Annotated in this window: 11 protein-coding genes and 2 riboswitches; of the genes, 3 read left to right on the top strand and 8 right to left on the bottom strand. The window is 62.5% G+C overall.

Features of this window, described 5'->3' with window-relative positions:
* Positions 1-35: 35 nt before the first annotated feature.
* The 7 genes from def to FG13_RS02620 all read right to left on the bottom strand — a co-directional run bounded on the left by def (position 36) and on the right by FG13_RS02620 (position 10,068).
* Positions 36-572: a peptide deformylase gene (gene def / locus FG13_RS02650; protein ID WP_034752265.1), complete on the bottom strand. Its 537-nt coding sequence runs from the start codon at positions 570-572 to the stop codon at positions 36-38.
* Positions 569-1,462 (bottom strand): UTP--glucose-1-phosphate uridylyltransferase GalU, encoded by an 894-nt coding sequence (gene galU / locus FG13_RS02645; RefSeq protein WP_035818146.1) that lies wholly within the window; start codon positions 1,460-1,462, stop codon positions 569-571. The genes def and galU overlap by 4 nt, the downstream gene beginning before the upstream one ends.
* A gap of 25 nt (positions 1,463-1,487) precedes the next feature.
* Positions 1,488-3,836: an NAD-dependent DNA ligase LigA gene (ligA, locus tag FG13_RS02640; protein WP_051958402.1), complete on the bottom strand. Its 2,349-nt coding sequence runs from the start codon at positions 3,834-3,836 to the stop codon at positions 1,488-1,490.
* Positions 3,837-3,850: 14 nt separating this feature from the next.
* Complete coding sequence (locus FG13_RS02635) at positions 3,851-5,014, bottom strand: cell division protein ZipA C-terminal FtsZ-binding domain-containing protein (protein ID WP_035818140.1); 1,164 nt, start codon at positions 5,012-5,014, stop codon at positions 3,851-3,853.
* Entirely contained in the window at positions 5,011-8,538 is a 3,528-nt protein-coding gene (gene smc, locus FG13_RS02630; RefSeq protein WP_035818136.1) for a chromosome segregation protein SMC, read from the bottom strand. Before smc ends, FG13_RS02635 begins: the two co-directional genes overlap by 4 nt.
* A 176-nt stretch (positions 8,539-8,714) precedes the next feature.
* Positions 8,715-9,350 carry a phosphatase PAP2 family protein gene (locus FG13_RS02625; RefSeq protein ID WP_235211646.1) on the bottom strand — a complete coding sequence of 212 codons (636 nt, stop codon included), beginning with the start codon at positions 9,348-9,350 and terminating at the stop codon, positions 8,715-8,717.
* A gap of 145 nt (positions 9,351-9,495) precedes the next feature.
* The gene (locus FG13_RS02620) at positions 9,496-10,068 is read right to left on the bottom strand and encodes an ATP-dependent Clp protease proteolytic subunit (RefSeq protein ID WP_035826947.1); all 573 of its coding nucleotides are present in this window, start codon (positions 10,066-10,068) and stop codon (positions 9,496-9,498) included.
* A 169-nt stretch (positions 10,069-10,237) separates the two neighbouring features.
* A riboswitch (glycine riboswitch) is annotated at positions 10,238-10,324 on the top strand.
* A 27-nt stretch (positions 10,325-10,351) separates the two neighbouring features.
* Positions 10,352-10,457: riboswitch (glycine riboswitch) on the top strand.
* Positions 10,458-10,531: 74 nt separating this feature from the next.
* On the opposite strand from FG13_RS02620, the gene gcvT reads away from it, so the two are divergent.
* From gcvT to gcvP, 3 genes are all read left to right on the top strand, one after another.
* On the top strand, positions 10,532-11,653 hold the full coding sequence (gene gcvT, locus FG13_RS02615) for a glycine cleavage system aminomethyltransferase GcvT (RefSeq protein WP_035818131.1): 1,122 nt from the start codon (positions 10,532-10,534) through the stop codon (positions 11,651-11,653).
* A gap of 70 nt (positions 11,654-11,723) precedes the next feature.
* The gene (gene gcvH / locus FG13_RS02610) at positions 11,724-12,104 is read left to right on the top strand and encodes a glycine cleavage system protein GcvH (RefSeq protein WP_035818129.1); all 381 of its coding nucleotides are present in this window, start codon (positions 11,724-11,726) and stop codon (positions 12,102-12,104) included.
* Positions 12,105-12,222: 118 nt separating this feature from the next.
* A complete protein-coding gene (gene gcvP, locus FG13_RS02605) occupies positions 12,223-15,123 on the top strand; it encodes an aminomethyl-transferring glycine dehydrogenase (RefSeq protein WP_035826945.1) in 2,901 nt (966 codons plus the stop codon).
* 178 nt (positions 15,124-15,301) lie between these two features.
* On the opposite strand, the gene FG13_RS30350 is transcribed toward gcvP, so the two are convergent.
* Complete coding sequence (locus tag FG13_RS30350; protein WP_157814537.1) at positions 15,302-15,469, bottom strand: hypothetical protein; 168 nt, start codon at positions 15,467-15,469, stop codon at positions 15,302-15,304.
* Positions 15,470-15,558 lie beyond the last annotated feature (89 nt).

The following is a 15,558-nucleotide window of genomic DNA, read 5'->3' as shown; positions in this document are numbered from 1 at the left end:
CGGCCATTGTTTTATCGTCGACAAGTATCGGGCGCCTAGTCGTCGTCGTTTGGATCGAGATCGGGGAACATGACTTCGGTATAGCCGAACTGCGTGAAGTCGACGATACGCATCGGATACAAAATACCGTGCAAGTGGTCCACCTCATGCTGCACCACGCGCGCATGGAAGCCGTCGCAGTCGCGGCTGATGGGCTGGCCGAACTGGTCCACGCCTTCGTAGTGCAGCTCGCTCCAGCGCGGCACGCTGCCGCGCAGGCCGGGCACGGACAGGCAGCCTTCAAAACCCTCTTCCTTGCGTTCCGACAAAGGCGTCAGCACAGGGTTGATCAGCACGGTTTCCGGCACTTGCGGCGCGTCAGGATAGCGCAGGTTCTGTTTGAAGCCGTAGATCACCAGCTGCAGGTTGACGCCGATCTGCGGCGCCGCCAGGCCCGCGCCATTGGCCGCATGCATGGTGTCGAACATGTCGGCGATCAGGGCATGCAGTTCGGGCGTATCGAATTCACGCACGGGCTCGGCCATGCGCAGCAGGCGCGGATCGCCCATTTTGAGAATTTCACGTACGGTCATTTTGCGTCCAGTGCCGATTGCAGTTCTTGCAGGTAGCTGCGGAAGGCCGCGCCCGTTTCAGGGTGTTTCATGCCCATCGCCGTCGTTGCCTTCAAGTAGCCAAGCTTGGAGCCGCAATCATAACGCTGCCCCTGATAGCGGTAAGCCAGCACGCGCTCTTCGCGCATCAGGGCGGCAATGCCGTCCGTCAACTGGATTTCGCCGCCGGCGCCCGTGCCGATATTTTCCAGGTGGCTAAAGATACGGCTGGTCAGCACATAACGGCCCACCACGGCCAGGGTCGATGGCGCCTCTTCAGGCGCAGGCTTTTCCACGATGGCCGAGACCAGTTCCAGGTCGGGCTGATAATTCTTTGCCGAGACAATACCGTACTGCTTGGTTTCCGCGCGCGGCACATCCTGCACCGCCAGCAGCGAGCAATTTTCATACTGGAAGACATCAGTCATCTGCGCCAGCACGGGGCGTACACCCTCTTCCACATCCATGAAATCGTCGGCCAGCAAGACGGCAAACGGCTCGTCCCCAATCACGGGACGGGCGCACAGTACGGCATGCCCCAGGCCCAGCGGCGCCGACTGGCGGATGTAAATGCAATTAATGTGCTTGGGAATGACGTTTTGCACCATGTCGAGCAACTGGCGCTTGCCGGCCGCTTCCAGTTCCGACTCGAGCTCGTAAGCCGTATCGAAATGGTCTTCGATGGCGCGCTTGTTGCGGCCCGTGATGAAGATCATTTCCGTGATGCCGGCCGCCACGGCCTCTTCCACCGCGTACTGGATCAATGGTTTGTCGACGATGGGCAACATTTCCTTCGGTTGCGCCTTGGTCGCGGGCAAGAAACGGCTGCCCAGACCGGCGACGGGAAAGACTGCTTTTCTGATTTTTTTCATGGGTCTTTTGTAGTATGTTGAATGGTTAGTCCTGCGCCAACAGGGCCAGCAAACCAGCCTCGTCGAGGATGGCCACGCCCAGTTCCTGCGCCTTGGCCAGCTTGCTGCCAGCGTCAGAACCGGCCACGACATAGCCTGTCTTCTTCGATACAGAACCGCTGACCTTGCCACCGGCCGCCTCGATCAGCTCCGCAGCCTCGTCGCGGCTCATATTGGGCAAGGTGCCCGTCAGGACGAAAGTCTTGCCGTCCAGCTTGCCGCCAGCGGCTGGCATTTCAGGTAATTGTGACAGTAATTCATTGCGCAGGGCGTCCAGTTGAACCAGCAGCTTGACATTGCTCTCATCGGCCAGCCATTGCGCCAGCGCTTCGGCCACGGCGGCGGGCAAGCCCGCGTGGAAGCTGGCGCCTTGCGCGGCCAGGCTGGCCAGGGTCACGCCCCGCTCCACCAACTGCTTGCTGCGCGGCTCCGTCAGCTTCGGGATGCCGATGGCCGCCAGCAATTTGATTTCCTCGAGCTGCGTGCGCAGCTTGGCGCTGGGCGCATGTTCGCCTTGCGGCGTGACACCGGCATCGAGCAAAGCCTGCAGCGCCTGCTGATTCTTTTCCTCGGCAAAGAAGTCGGCAATCGATTCGGCCACCGTGCCGCCGATGTCGGGCAGCACGCGCAGCAAAGCCGCCGGCGCTTTGCGCACATACGCCAGGCTACCGAGCCACTCGGCCAGGGTCTTGGCCGTCGATTCGCCCACGTGGCGGATGCCCAGCGCGAACAGGAAACGCTCGAGCGGCGGGCGCTTGCTCGCCTCGATGCCGGCCAGCAGGTTTTCCGCCCACTTGGTGGGAATCTTGCCCTGTTGCACTGTCTCTGGCGTCGAACCATCGCGCTCGTCGGCGCGCACTTTCATTTCCAGCAATTTATCCAGGGTCAGGCTGTACAGGTCAGCGAGGCCATGCACGTATTCCAGTTCGACCAGGGTATCGATATAACGTTCCCCCAGTCCTTCGATATCCATCATGCGCCGTCCCGCGAAATGGCGGAACGCTTCCTTGCGCTGCGCCGAGCAGAACAGGCCACCCGAGCAGCGGGCAATCGCCTCGCCCTCTTCGCGCACCACGTGCGAGCCGCAAATCGGGCAAGTATCACGCATCACGAAGGCAACAGTTCCTTCCGGACGCTTGTCGGGCACCATCGCCAGCACCTCAGGTATGACATCGCCTGCGCGGCGCACGATGACCGTGTCGCCAATCCGAATATCCTTGCGCTGAACCTCTCCTTCATTGTGCAAGGTGGCGTTCGTCACCGTCACGCCGCCGACTGATACGGGCGCCAGGCGCGCCACGGGCGTCATGGCGCCCGTGCGTCCCACCTGGATATCGATGCCCAGCACTTGCGTCAGCGCCTCTTCGGCGGGGAATTTGTGCGCCAGCGCAAAGCGCGGCGCGCGCGACACAAAGCCCAGCTCCTGCTGGTCTTCCGTCGCATTCACCTTGTAGACCACGCCGTCGATTTCATACGGCAAGGCGGGACGGCGCGCGCCGATATCGGCGTAGTAGGCAAGCAAGCCCTGCGCGCCCTGCACCACCTTGCGCTCTTTTGACACGGGGATGCCCAGGGTTTCGTACCAGTCCAGCAAGGCCGAATGCGAGGCCGGCATGGCGGCGCCATCGAGGGCGCCGATGCCGTAGGCATAGAAACGCAGCTTGCGCTGCGCCGTGATGCGCGAATCGAGCTGGCGCAGGCTGCCGGCGGCCGCATTGCGCGGGTTGGCGAATTCCTTCTGCCCCGCCTCGCGCTGGCGTTCGTTCAGGCGGGCAAAATCGCCCTTGAACATCATGACTTCGCCGCGTACGTCGAGCAGTGCGGGAATCTTGTCGCCATGCAGGCGCAAAGGGATGCCGGAAATGGTGCGGATATTGGCCGTCACGTCCTCGCCCGTGGCGCCGTCGCCGCGCGTGGCCGCCTGCACGAACAGGCCGTTTTCATAGCGCAGGTTGATGGCCAGGCCGTCGAATTTCACTTCGGCCGCATACGCGACGTCCTGCGCGTCGAAGCCCAGGCCTTCACGTACGCGGCGGTCGAAATTGACGATATCGTCGTCGGAGAAACCATTATTCAGCGACAACATCGGCACCGTGTGCGTGACTTGCTCGAATTGCGGCAGCGGTGCCGCCCCCACGCGCAAGGTGGGCGAATCGGGCGTGCGCAAGTCGGGATGGGCCGTTTCCAGCGTTTGCAGTTCGACGAACAGCTTGTCGTACTCGGCGTCGGGAATGGTGGGATTGTCGAGCACGTGGTAGGCGTGCAGATGCCGATTGAGTTCGGCCGTGAGTGCCAGGACGCGCTGGGCGGCGTCCTGGTTGATCGGATCAGTCATTGTTGCGGGATTCTTCAGCTAAATAAACGCAGGGCGCGGGTGGAACCGGCCGGAATGTCGGCCGCGTCCATTTCCTGGTAAAACTCTTGCACCTGGCCGGCGATCTCGGCCAGCGCCACATCGGACAGGGCCTGGTTGTAATCGTCGACGATGGTCGCGTCGAGGCGGCCCACCAGTGCCTTCGCGCAAGCGACCATGGCGCCAAAACCGTCGCGCGCGGGCGCCACGCAGGGCACGTCCAGCAGCAGGGTCAGGCGCGGCGTCGTTTCCTCGGCCAAGGTGACATTCGTCGACAGCGAGAACAGATAGCCGCCGTCGCCGTCCGGCATGACGAAACGGCCGTCCGGACGCACGTCGAAGCCCTGCTTTTCCAGCGCGAACAGCAAGGTGGAAATGGCCCATGGGGCGCCATTCGTGTGCAGGTTCACGCCCAGCTGGGCATCGTGACCGGCAACGAAGCGGTGCAGATTGCGCGCTTCGGCCATCACTTCCATCATGTCCGGCACTTCCGGCTCGGCGCCGATCTCGTCAGCCACGCCGCGCAGGCGCGTGACCAGTTCCGAGTATTCGAGTTCATTCAAGGCCGTGCTGCGGCTGGCCAGCTGCACGCCGCCCTGCATCTTGGTGTAGACACCGCCATGCGTGATCGGTTCCCAGTCGCCGTTCACGTGCAAACCGATGAAGTGGACGGGCTTGTTGCCCACCAGGCGCAGGGTTTGCAGCACGGGCAGGATCTTGTCGCCGCGCACGGGCGCTTCCAGCGACAAAGGCAGCAGGCAATCGATGAGCGGGTCGACCAGGCTGGTCGCCTGTTCGCTGGCGGCGCTGACTTCCTGCTGCGCCGGCGCGGCCGGGGTGGCGGGTGCGGGATCAGCATCGGCCAGCGACGGTTCCGCGTGCACGGGCGCGTCCGGCACCACGGTTGCTGGCGGCGCGCCAAACGACGGTTCGGCCTTGGCGGCGGGCGCGGCGTCGAAGCGCGGCTCCTGGCGCAGCACGGGTTCCTGGGCTTCCACGGCAGGGGCGTCGCCCTCGCGCATCAGCACGTCATCATGGTCGGTGGAAAAGGCCCGTTCCACGCTTTTCTTGGCCTTGTATTCCTGCCATTTGTTGTACGAGAAAACGCCGACGATAAAGACGCCGCCGGCGCCGAACAAGGTAATTTGAAGGTCTGTCATGCTGCTTGTGCCTCGGTTGCAAAATTTGCGGCGGACTCCATGTCCACCGCCACGATGCGCGATACGCCCTGCTCCTGCATCGTCACACCGATCAATTGATGGGCCATTTCCATCGCAATCTTGTTATGCGAAATGAAAAGGAATTGGGTCTGGTCGGACATGCGCTTGACCATGCGGCAGAAGCGTTCCGTGTTCGAATCGTCCAGCGGTGCATCGACTTCGTCGAGCAGGCAGAACGGCGCCGGATTCAGGCGGAACATGGAAAACACCAATGCGGTCGCGGTCAGCGCCTTCTCTCCACCGGACAACAGGTGGATGGTGGCATTTTTCTTGCCGGGAGGCTGCGCCATGACTTGTACACCGGAATCGAGAATCTCGTCGCCCGTCATGGTCAGTTTCGCCTGGCCGCCGCCGAACAGAATCGGGAACAGCTCGGAAAAGTGATGATTGACCTTGTCGAACGTGTCTTGCAACAAGTCGCGCGTTTCCTTGTCGATCTTGTGGATCGCATCTTCCAGGGTATTGATCGCTTCCGTCAGGTCGGCATTCTGGGCGTCGAGGAAATTTTTGCGCTCGGACGCCTGCGCCAGCTCGTCCAGCGCGGCCAGGTTGACGGCGCCCAGGCCCGTGATGGCGTTCGTCAAACGCGTGACTTCGCCCTGCAGATACGATGGACGCATGTCCGGGTGCAACTTTTCCGTCAACGCAGCCTCGTCGGCGCCCGACTCCAGCAATTGCTGGGCGAATTGCTCCTGGTTCAGGCGCGCGGCCTGTTCCTTGAGCTGCATTTCCATGATCTTGTCGCGCTGCGGCTGCAAGCTGCGTTCCGATTGCGTGCGCGCATCTTCGGACAAGCGCAGCTGCTGCGTAATTTGATCGAGTTCGTGGCGCGCGTCGGCCAGCGCCCGCTCCTGCGTCGTGCGGCGTTCTAACAGATCCTGCAAGCCGTCGGCGGCCGCGCCGCTTTCCAGGTTGGCCAGCTCGAGTTCGCCAGCCTGCAGGCTGGCCGTCACTTGCTGGGCCTGCGTACTGGCCGTGGCGATGTTGCGGCGCAATTCCTCGATCTTCGCGCGGTGGGCTTTTTCCGCGTATTCCGTATCTTTGGCGGCGCGTTCCAGGTCGCGCAAGGCTTCGCGCGCTTCGGCCAGACGCTGTTCCTTCTGCAGGAAGTCCGTATGGCCGTCTTCGTGCGCTTCCTGCAAGTTGCCCAGCTCCATGTCCAGCTGTTCGAATTTTTCTTCCGATTCCAGCTTGGTCTGCATCTGCTCCGCTTCCTGCGCGGCGATTTCCGCCAGGTCCGCCCCGATCTGCGTGCTGCGCTGATTAAAACGCGCTTCCACTTCCGACAGTTTCACCACGTCGAGCTGCAGGGTATGCACGGAAGAAGTGAGCTGCTGTATGCGCAAGCTCAAGTCGGACAGGTTGCGCGTCAGGGTAGCCACGGCCGCGTCGGCCCGCACGGAACGGGCGCGCGCCTCTTCGGCCAGCAATTGCTGGGCGCGCAACTGTTTGCCGATATTCTCGATTTCCTGCTGGCGGCCCAGCATGCCTTCCTGCTCCGAATCGGCCGCATAGAAGCGCACGCTGGTGGCCGTGACCACATGGCCCGCGCGCGTGACGAAATAGCCGCCCAGCGGCAATTTGCTGCGTTCGGCCAGCGCTTCGGCCGCGTCTTCCACGGCGTAGGCGTTGTGCAGCCAATCCTGCAGCAAGCCACGCAGACCTGGATCGTTGAGTTTGAGCAAATTCAGGAAAGGCTTCAGGCCCGGCACTTCCGGCTGCGGCAACGGCGCCACGGTGGAAGGCGCGTACAGGGCCAGCTTGGCCGGTGGCGCGTCGACAAAGAAGGCCTTGGCCCAGTCGATGTTCGACAATTGCAAGGCCGACGTGCGTTCGCGCAAGATCGATTCCATGGCCGCTTCCCAGCCCGCTTCGATCTGCAGCTTTTGCCACAGGCGCGGCAAGGTGTCGAGCTCGTGCTTTTTCAGCCACGGCTGGACCTTGCCCTGCGTCTGCACCCGTTCCTGCAGTTGTTTCAAAGCGGAAAGACGCGCTTCCAGCTGGGCGTTGGCAGCCGTTTCGGCATTTACCTGCGCCTGCGCCTCGGCCCGCTCCTGCTCCAGCTTCGGTTGCTGCTCCAGCGCTTCTTCCAGGTAAAAACCCTGCTCTTCCAGCGTCTGCTGCTTTTCTTCCAGCTGCAGTTTCAGGTTTTCCAGGTGGCTGCTGTCGGGCAAACTCAGGCTGTTCTTTTCCTGCTGCAGGCGCTCGCGGCGCGTCAACAGGCTGGCCAGGATGTTCGAGGCGTTGCGCTGGTGCGCCGACTCCAGTTCCAGCTGCTGCTGGGCCTGCATGATGCGGGCACGCGATTCCGTGCTCTTGTTTTGCGCGGCGCGCCAGGCGGCGTCGAGCTCGGGCAATTGCTCGCCCTTCTGCTCGGCCATCATTTGCGATTGCTCCACCTTCGCGGCCAGTTCTTCGAGGTGGAATTCCGCCTCTTCGATCTGTTCCTGGTATTCGCCGCCTTGGCTGTTCCACTGGTCGCGCTGGGCCGTCAGGGTCGCCAGCTGCGCCTGCAGGCGGGCGCGCGATTCGATGACGAACTTGATCTGCGCTTCCAGGCTGCCGATTTCCGCATTCGTCTGGTACAGGTGACCCTGCGCCGTATGCAAACGGTCGCCAACGGCAAAGTGCGCCTGGCGCATCTGCTCCAGGGTCAGTTCCACGTTGCGCAGCTTGGCCGTCTGTTCTTCCAGGTCCGTTTGCGCCTGTTCCACTTCGCGGAAATAGCGCGTCTGCTCGTTTTGCGCCTCGTTCTTGCGCAGCAGCCACAAGAGTTTCTGCTTTTCTTCCTGGTCCGCCTGCAAGGCGTGGAAACGCGTGGCCACGGCCGCCTGCGCTTCGAGCTTTTCCAGGTTGGCGTTAAGTTCGCGCAAGATGTCCTCCACGCGCAGCAAATTCTCGCGCGTGTCCTGCAGGCGGTTTTCCGTCTCGCGGCGGCGTTCCTTGTATTTGGAGACACCGGCCGCTTCTTCGAGGAAGACGCGCAATTCTTCGGGGCGCGATTCGATGATGCGCGAAATCATGCCCTGGCCGATGATGGCGTAGGCGCGCGGGCCGAGGCCGGTGCCGAGGAAAATATCCTGGATGTCGCGCCGGCGCACGGGCTGGCCATTGATGTAATAGGTGGAGGTGCCGTCGCGCGTCAGGGTGCGCTTAACGGCGATCTCGGCGTACTGGCCCCATTGGCCGGACGCCTTGCCATCGTTATTGTCGAACACCAGTTCCACGGAAGCGCGCCCGGCCGGCTTGCGGTGGGTGGAGCCATTGAAAATGACGTCCTGCATCGATTCGCCGCGCAATTCCGATGCTTTCGATTCGCCCAGCACCCAGCGCACGGCGTCGATGATGTTCGACTTGCCGCAGCCATTCGGCCCGACCACGCCCACGAGCTGGCCTGGCACCTGAAAATTGGTGGGATCGACGAAAGACTTAAATCCCGACAACTTGATGGAAGAGAGACGCACGTGTTTTAGAGTTCCTGGCCTATGCTGGCGGTTATATTATGGGTGAACCCGGTTCATACTCAGTTCAGGTGCACGATGGAGGCTTGGCCACTCACCGCAAAAAAGTGGTTCATCATACCATTTCCTGATGCTTTTCTGGCCAAAAACAGCAGCGTCAAGTGCCAGCCGGCACCATCTCAAGGGGCTGGGCGGCCATCCTGCGCCAGTTTCCAGTCTTCACGGGAAAAAACGCGCTCATGACCGGACAGCACCAGGGCGAGTTTTTGCAGCCATTGCTCGGTCGGCATGGGTTCGGCCTTGAAGCTCAGCACCACCATCAGCACCAGGCTGGCCAGTGCCAGCGCATGGCTGACGGCGAAATGGACGGCGCCGCGGGCATTCCACATGAAGCCCAGCGCCAGCGCCAGGCCCAGCACGCAGCCGCTGGCGGCTTCCGACACGCTGTGCGCATGCACGACCACGCGCGAAATGGCCACCAGCACGGCAAAGGCCACGCCGACGAGCACGCCGGCATGGCGCCAGCGCGGTTCGGCCCGCTGCAGCAACACGTACATCAGCACGGGAAACACGGCGCCGGCGCGCATGGCGTGGCCGCTGAACCCCGTAAAATCAAGCGCGCTGCTGCCCACACCCCAGCTCATGAAGGCCAGCTTGGACAGCACCACGAGGGCCAGGCCGCCGCCATACCACAGGCTCCAGCTGAGCACCAGACGCCATTGGCGCGAGACGAGCAGCCACAGGGCGATCGCCACGCCAGCCGGCCCCATCACGGACATGTCGGCCGCAAAAGAAATCCCATTCCACCAAGTCATCGTGCACGCGCTTATTTCATGATCAGCTTGCACTATGCCACGACTCTGCCCTGTTCCGCGCGGCTTTTGCTGTGCTGCAGCGAAGAATTACATTCGATTACAAAATTCCCACGCCAACACCCTCCGCCTGGACAGCCTGAGGGCGTCAGATATTCGTCAGGCGCCTGCCCTTGGGCGGCGCAAAGTCGCGGATCGATTCGATCATGCCCACTTCCAGCGCCTGGTCGGCCGTCAAGTGCAGGTCGGAATACGCGTGCACCTGCCACTGTTCTTCCGTCAGGTTGACGTGGCCGCGCAGGATGCGCTCGGTGCGCATGTCGTCGGCGCGCAAGCCTTCGACGATGATGCTGAGCGCATCGGGGCGCGAACCGGGCGAAGCTGTCGCATGCGACTTGTGCACCATGAAGCGGGCCGTGTCGCTGGCATGGCGGCGCCGTCCCGCCAGGAACAGGGTGACGGCGATGGAGGCCACGGCGCCCGCGTTATAAGTGACGATGTCGAGCGGCAACTTGCTGAGAAAGTTGTACAGACAGATGCCATCGCTGACATAGCCGCCGTTGGACTGTATCAAAATGTGCGCGGTGGTGAGCTTGTCTTCCGTGATGTCGGCCACGGCGTTGAAGACGCGCCGCACCATATCGCTGTTGACGTCGCCCGAGAGGGTAAAGTAACCGTGCTGCTCGGTGTTGTTTTGCGTCTCGCTTTGTGTAGTGTTCATGGCAGGCACCCGCAAGAAAGCCAGGATTTCATCATAGCGCATTCCCGCGCGGCCGGGCGCCCTTTTGCAACGGGCCGGCGCCCCTGCCAGCCCCGCAAACCGGGGCTTTTGCTGCAATTTGGCAACGTCTTTTCAGATTGACAGAAACACCCTGCTGGCATATATTCCTCCCACTTGATCGGGAGAGGGCAACCCAGCGTTGCCGCCGAAGGGGCACTACCCAAAAACTCTCAGGCAAAAGGACCGATCAGGCGGACTGAAGTTGTTGCTTTGGCGACATCTTTAGCTCAACTCTGGAGAGCGGCCGCGGCTATTGCCGGCGGCCCACCGAAGGGGCGCACGGGGCAAGCCCCCGTAATCTCTCAGGTACAAAGGACAGGGGGGTCAGTGATCACGCTGGAAAGCCGTGTTTGGCTATTCTATGTTTTGTTAACTCCCCTATTACCTTCGTCCCGAGGAATCCATGACGCTCAAAGCGACCCCACTCAACAACGCCCACCGTGCCCTCGGCGCCCGCATGGTCGATTTCGGCGGCTGGGACATGCCTGTCAACTACGGCTCGCAAATCGAAGAACACAACGCCGTGCGCGGCGATGCCGGCATGTTCGACGTGTCCCATATGTGCGTGGTCGATATCGAAGGCCCGAACGTGCGCGCCTTCCTGCGCGGCTTGCTGGCCAACAACGTTGACAAGCTGCAAGTGTCGGGCAAGGCGCTGTACTCGTGCATGTTGAATGCCGAAGGCACCGTCATCGATGACCTGATCGTCTACTTCTTCAACGAAAACTGGTTCCGCCTCGTCGTCAACGCGGGCACGGCTGAAAAAGACGTGGCCTGGATGCAGCAGCAAAACACCGCCACCAGCAGCGGCCTGACGATCACCGAACGCCGCAATGCCAACGATCCGATGGCCCTCGTCGCCGTGCAAGGCCCGAACGCGCGCGCCAAGGTATGGCAAGTGCTGCCGGAAACGCAAGCCGCCTCCGAAGCCATCAAACCGTTCAACGTCGTCATCGTCAAGGACACGGCTTTCGGCGAAGTGATGCTGGCGCGCACCGGCTACACGGGCGAAGACGGCTTTGAAATCGGCGTGGCCGCCACCCAGGTGGAAGCGCTGTGGAACGCCTTGATCGCCGCCGGTGTCAAGCCGGCCGGCCTGGGCGCGCGCGACACCCTGCGCCTGGAAGCGGGCATGAATCTGTACGGCCAGGACATGGACGAAACCGTCAACCCGCTCGACGCGGGCCTGGCGTGGACCATCGACCTGGTCAGCGAGCGCGACTTCATCGGCAAGGCCGCCCTGCTGGCCAAGGGCCAGAACGCGCAATTCGTCGGCCTGATCCTGCGTGAAAAAGGCGGCGTGCTGCGCGCCCACCAGAAAGTCATCATCGCCGGCAATGACGCCACGGGCGAAATCACCAGCGGCACCTTCAGCCCGACCATGCAGGAAGCGATCGCCCTGGCGCGCGTGCCCAACGGCGTAGCGGTAGGCGACAGCGTGCACGTGGAAATCCGCGGCAAGCAACTGGCCGCTTCCGTCGTCAAGCTGCCTTTCGTGCGTAACGGTAAAATCCTGGCTGCGTAAGCGTATTAGAGCCGCCCGCAAGACCGTACAACCATAATCAATAACGAACACTTACCATCTGGAGCCACACATGAACATTCCTGCAGACCTGAAGTACACCGCCTCCCACGAATGGGTACGCCTTGAAGGCGACGGCACGATCACCGTCGGCATCACCGAGTACGCGCAGGACGCCCTGGGCGACATCGTCTTCGTCGAACTGCCAACCGTGGGCAATACCTACGGCGCCGGCGACGACGCCGCCGTGGTGGAATCGGTCAAGGCAGCGAGCGACATCTATGCGCCGATCGCCGGCGAAGTCGTGGCCGTCAACGACGACGTCGTCAACTCGCCAGAGTCGATCAACGCCGACGCCTACGCCAACTGGCTGTTCAAGATCAAGCCAGCCGACGTGTCGGCCCTGGACGGCTTGCTCGACGCTGCCGCCTATGGCGCCACCACCAGCGCCTAATCGCGTTTGACTCACGGGCCGCGTTTGCGGCCCGTTTGCATTTAATTTTGTAGCTATGCCCCGCCGCCGCGCCCGCGCGCCGCATCCCGGTTTTTCAGTCTTTTTTGGCCTCTATATCATGACCCGCACCAGCCTGACCCAACTCGAAGCACGCGATGCCTTCATCGCCCGCCACATCGGCCCTTCCGCCACCGAACAGCAAGCCATGCTGGCGACCCTCGGCTATCCATCGCGCGCCGCGCTGATCGATGCCCTGGTGCCGGCCAACATCCGCAACAAAGGCGCCCTGCCATTGGGTGCTTACTCGCAGCCGATGCCGGAACAGGAAGCGCTGTCGCGCCTGAAAGCCATCGCCGGCAAGAACCAGGTACTCAAATCCCTGATCGGCCAGGGCTACTACAACACGTTCACCCCTGGCGTCGTGCTGCGCAACATCTTTGAAAACCCGGCCTGGTACACGGCGTACACGCCTTACCAGCCGGAGATTTCGCAAGGCCGCCTGGAAGCGATTCTGAACTTCCAGCAAGTCATCACGGACCTGACCGGCATGGGCATCTCGAACGCCTCGATGCTGGATGAAGGCACGGCCGCCGCCGAAGCGATGACCCTGATCCAGCGCGTGGGCAAGTCGAAGTCGAACGTGCTGTATGTCGCCAATGACGTGCTGCCGCAAACGCTGGAAGTGGTGCAGACGCGCGCCCAGCCGATCGGCATCGACGTGCGCACCTTCGACCCGGCGGAAATCGAGTCGCTGGACGCCTGCTTCGGCGTGCTGCTGCAATACCCTGGCGTGAACGGTTTAGTCCGCGACTACCGCGCCGGCGTGGAAAAACTGCATGCGAATGGCGCCATGGTCATCGTCGCGGCCGACCTGCTGGCCCTGACCATGCTCACGCCTCCTGGCGAATGGGGCGCCGACGTCGTCGTCGGCAACAGCCAGCGCTTCGGCGTGCCGCTCGGTTTCGGCGGCCCGCACGCGGGCTATCTGTCCACGCGCGATGAATTCAAGCGCAATATGTCGGGCCGCCTGGTCGGCGTGACCGTCGATGCGCAAGGCAACAAGGCTTATCGTCTGGCCCTGCAAACGCGCGAACAGCATATCCGCCGCGAAAAAGCGACGTCCAACATCTGCACGGCGCAAGTGCTGCTGGCCGTGATGGCCTCGATGTACGCCGTCTACCACGGCCCTGCCGGCCTGCTGCAGATCGCCCAGCGCGTGCACCGCTTTACGGGCGTGCTGGCGGCCAACCTGAAGACCCTCGGTTATGGCGTCGTCAACGCGACTTACTTCGACACCCTGACCATCCATGTCGCCGATGCGGCGCAACTGCACGCGACGGCCATGCACCACGGCGTCAACCTGCGCAAAGTGGATGCTACCCACGTCGGCGTGTCGCTCGATGAAACCACCACGCGCGACGATATCGCGCTGCTGTGGAAAGTGTTCGCGCACGGTCTGGCCAACGCGCCTGCCGCCCCGGACCTGGACGCCGTTGAAGCGGCCGTGACCAGCGCGCTGCCGGCGAATCTGGCGCGCGAAAGCGCGTATCTGACCCACCCGGTCTTCAACAGCTACCACTCGGAACACGAAATGCTGCGCTACCTGCGCAGCCTGGCCGACAAGGATCTGGCGCTGGACCGCACCATGATCCCGCTCGGCTCGTGCACCATGAAGCTGAACGCGACGAGCGAAATGATTCCCGTCACCTGGCCCGAGTTTTCGAACATCCACCCGTTCGCGCCAGACGCGCAAACGGTCGGCTACCGCGAAATGATCTCGCAGCTGGAAGAAATGCTGTGCGCGCTGACCGGCTACGCTGCCGTCTCGCTGCAGCCGAACGCCGGCTCGCAGGGCGAGTACGCGGGTCTGCTGGTGATCAAGGCATATCACGAATCGCGCGGCGAAGGCCACCGCAACATCTGTCTGATTCCATCGTCGGCGCACGGCACCAACCCGGCATCGGCCAACATGGTCGGCATGCAGGTCGTCGTCACCAGCTGCGACGCCAACGGCAACGTGGATCTGGCCGACCTGAAAGCGAAAGCGGAAAAGCACAGCGCCAACCTGGCTTGCGTGATGGTCACCTACCCATCCACCCACGGCGTGTTTGAAGAAGGCATCCAGGAACTGTGCGAGATCATCCACGCGCACGGCGGCCAGGTCTACATCGACGGCGCCAACATGAATGCGCTGGTCGGCGTGGCCGCTCCCGGCTCGTTTGGCGGCGACGTGTCGCACCTGAACCTGCACAAAACCTTCTGCATCCCGCACGGCGGTGGCGGACCAGGCGTCGGCCCGATCGGCGTGGGCGCCCACCTGGCGAAATTCCTGCCGAACCAGCGTTCGAGCGGCTACCAGCGCGATGCTGCAGGCATCGGCGCCGTCAGCGCCGCGCCATTCGGCTCGGCCAGCATCCTGCCGATTTCGTGGATGTACATCGCCATGATGGGCGCGGAGGGCTTGACGGCAGCGACCGAGACGGCGATTCTGGCGGCGAACTACATCGCCCGCCGCCTGGCGCCGCACTATCCCGTGCTGTACTCGGGCCACGACGGCCTGGTCGCGCACGAGTGCATCCTGGACCTGCGTCCGATCACGGACGCCACCGGCATCAGCAACGAAGACGTGGCCAAGCGTTTGATGGACTTCGGTTTCCATGCGCCGACCATGAGCTTCCCCGTGCCGGGCACCCTGATGATCGAGCCGACGGAAAGCGAATCGAAAGTGGAAATCGACCGCTTCATCGACGCCATGATCGCCATCCGCGCGGAAATCGCCAAGGTCGCCAGCGGCGAATTCGACCACGACGACAACCCTTTGAGGAACGCGCCGCACACGGCACAGGTGCTGATGTCGGACAACTGGGAACGCAAATACAGCCGTGAAATCGCCGCCTACCCGGTCGCTTCGCTGCGCCAACGCAAATACTGGCCACCGGTCGGCCGCGCCGACAACGTCTACGGCGACCGCAATCTGTTCTGTGGTTGTGCGCCGATCAGCTCTTACGAAGAAGAGTAAGCGCCAGGCGCCCGCTTCGGCGGACGTGTCGACGACAAGAAGGCAGGCCACACGGCCTGCCTTTTTTCATGTTCGCATGAAAATCACTGCGTAGGTCGGATTAGCGCGCAAGCGCGTAATCCGACACCACCACCGGCCTCGCCAACAATGTTGTCGGATTACGCTCCGCTAATCCGACCTACGCAAGCGGCAACGCCAGCAGGACAGCGCCCGGCAGCCCCAGCGTCGTGCCGAGTATCGTCAGCAACATGACATCGCGCCGCTCGCAGCGGGTGCGGTGCGAGCTCCAGGCGGCAAACAGCAGCGCCACGGCCACGCCGCTGAGCGCAATTCCCACTTCCGTCATGCCAGCTCTCCCGCCATTGATTCTTTTTTCATCGTTCTCATCCTTTTCATTGATTGAACAAGCTACCTACCGGTAGGCAGTAAGTGTAC

It is taken from the genome of Janthinobacterium sp. RA13 (assembly GCF_000745325.1).
GTDB lineage: Bacteria > Pseudomonadota > Gammaproteobacteria > Burkholderiales > Burkholderiaceae_D > Janthinobacterium > Janthinobacterium rivuli.
Note: the sequence above shows the minus strand (reverse complement) of the source record. Positions and strands in the feature narration are given on the sequence as shown.

Coding starts and splice junctions, on each gene's coding strand:
- FG13_RS30350 (WP_157814537.1), bottom strand. CDS start 15,469: ATGACGGAAGTGGGAATTGCGCTCAGCGGCGTGGCCGTGGCGCTGCTG.
- gcvP (WP_035826945.1), top strand. CDS start 12,223: ATGACCCGCACCAGCCTGACCCAACTCGAAGCACGCGATGCCTTCATC.
- FG13_RS02625 (WP_235211646.1), bottom strand. CDS start 9,350: ATGACTTGGTGGAATGGGATTTCTTTTGCGGCCGACATGTCCGTGATG.
- ligA (WP_051958402.1), bottom strand. CDS start 3,836: ATGACTGATCCGATCAACCAGGACGCCGCCCAGCGCGTCCTGGCACTC.
- def (WP_034752265.1), bottom strand. CDS start 572: ATGACCGTACGTGAAATTCTCAAAATGGGCGATCCGCGCCTGCTGCGC.
- gcvT (WP_035818131.1), top strand. CDS start 10,532: ATGACGCTCAAAGCGACCCCACTCAACAACGCCCACCGTGCCCTCGGC.
- FG13_RS02635 (WP_035818140.1), bottom strand. CDS start 5,014: ATGACAGACCTTCAAATTACCTTGTTCGGCGCCGGCGGCGTCTTTATC.
- galU (WP_035818146.1), bottom strand. CDS start 1,462: ATGAAAAAAATCAGAAAAGCAGTCTTTCCCGTCGCCGGTCTGGGCAGC.
- FG13_RS02620 (WP_035826947.1), bottom strand. CDS start 10,068: ATGAACACTACACAAAGCGAGACGCAAAACAACACCGAGCAGCACGGT.
- gcvH (WP_035818129.1), top strand. CDS start 11,724: ATGAACATTCCTGCAGACCTGAAGTACACCGCCTCCCACGAATGGGTA.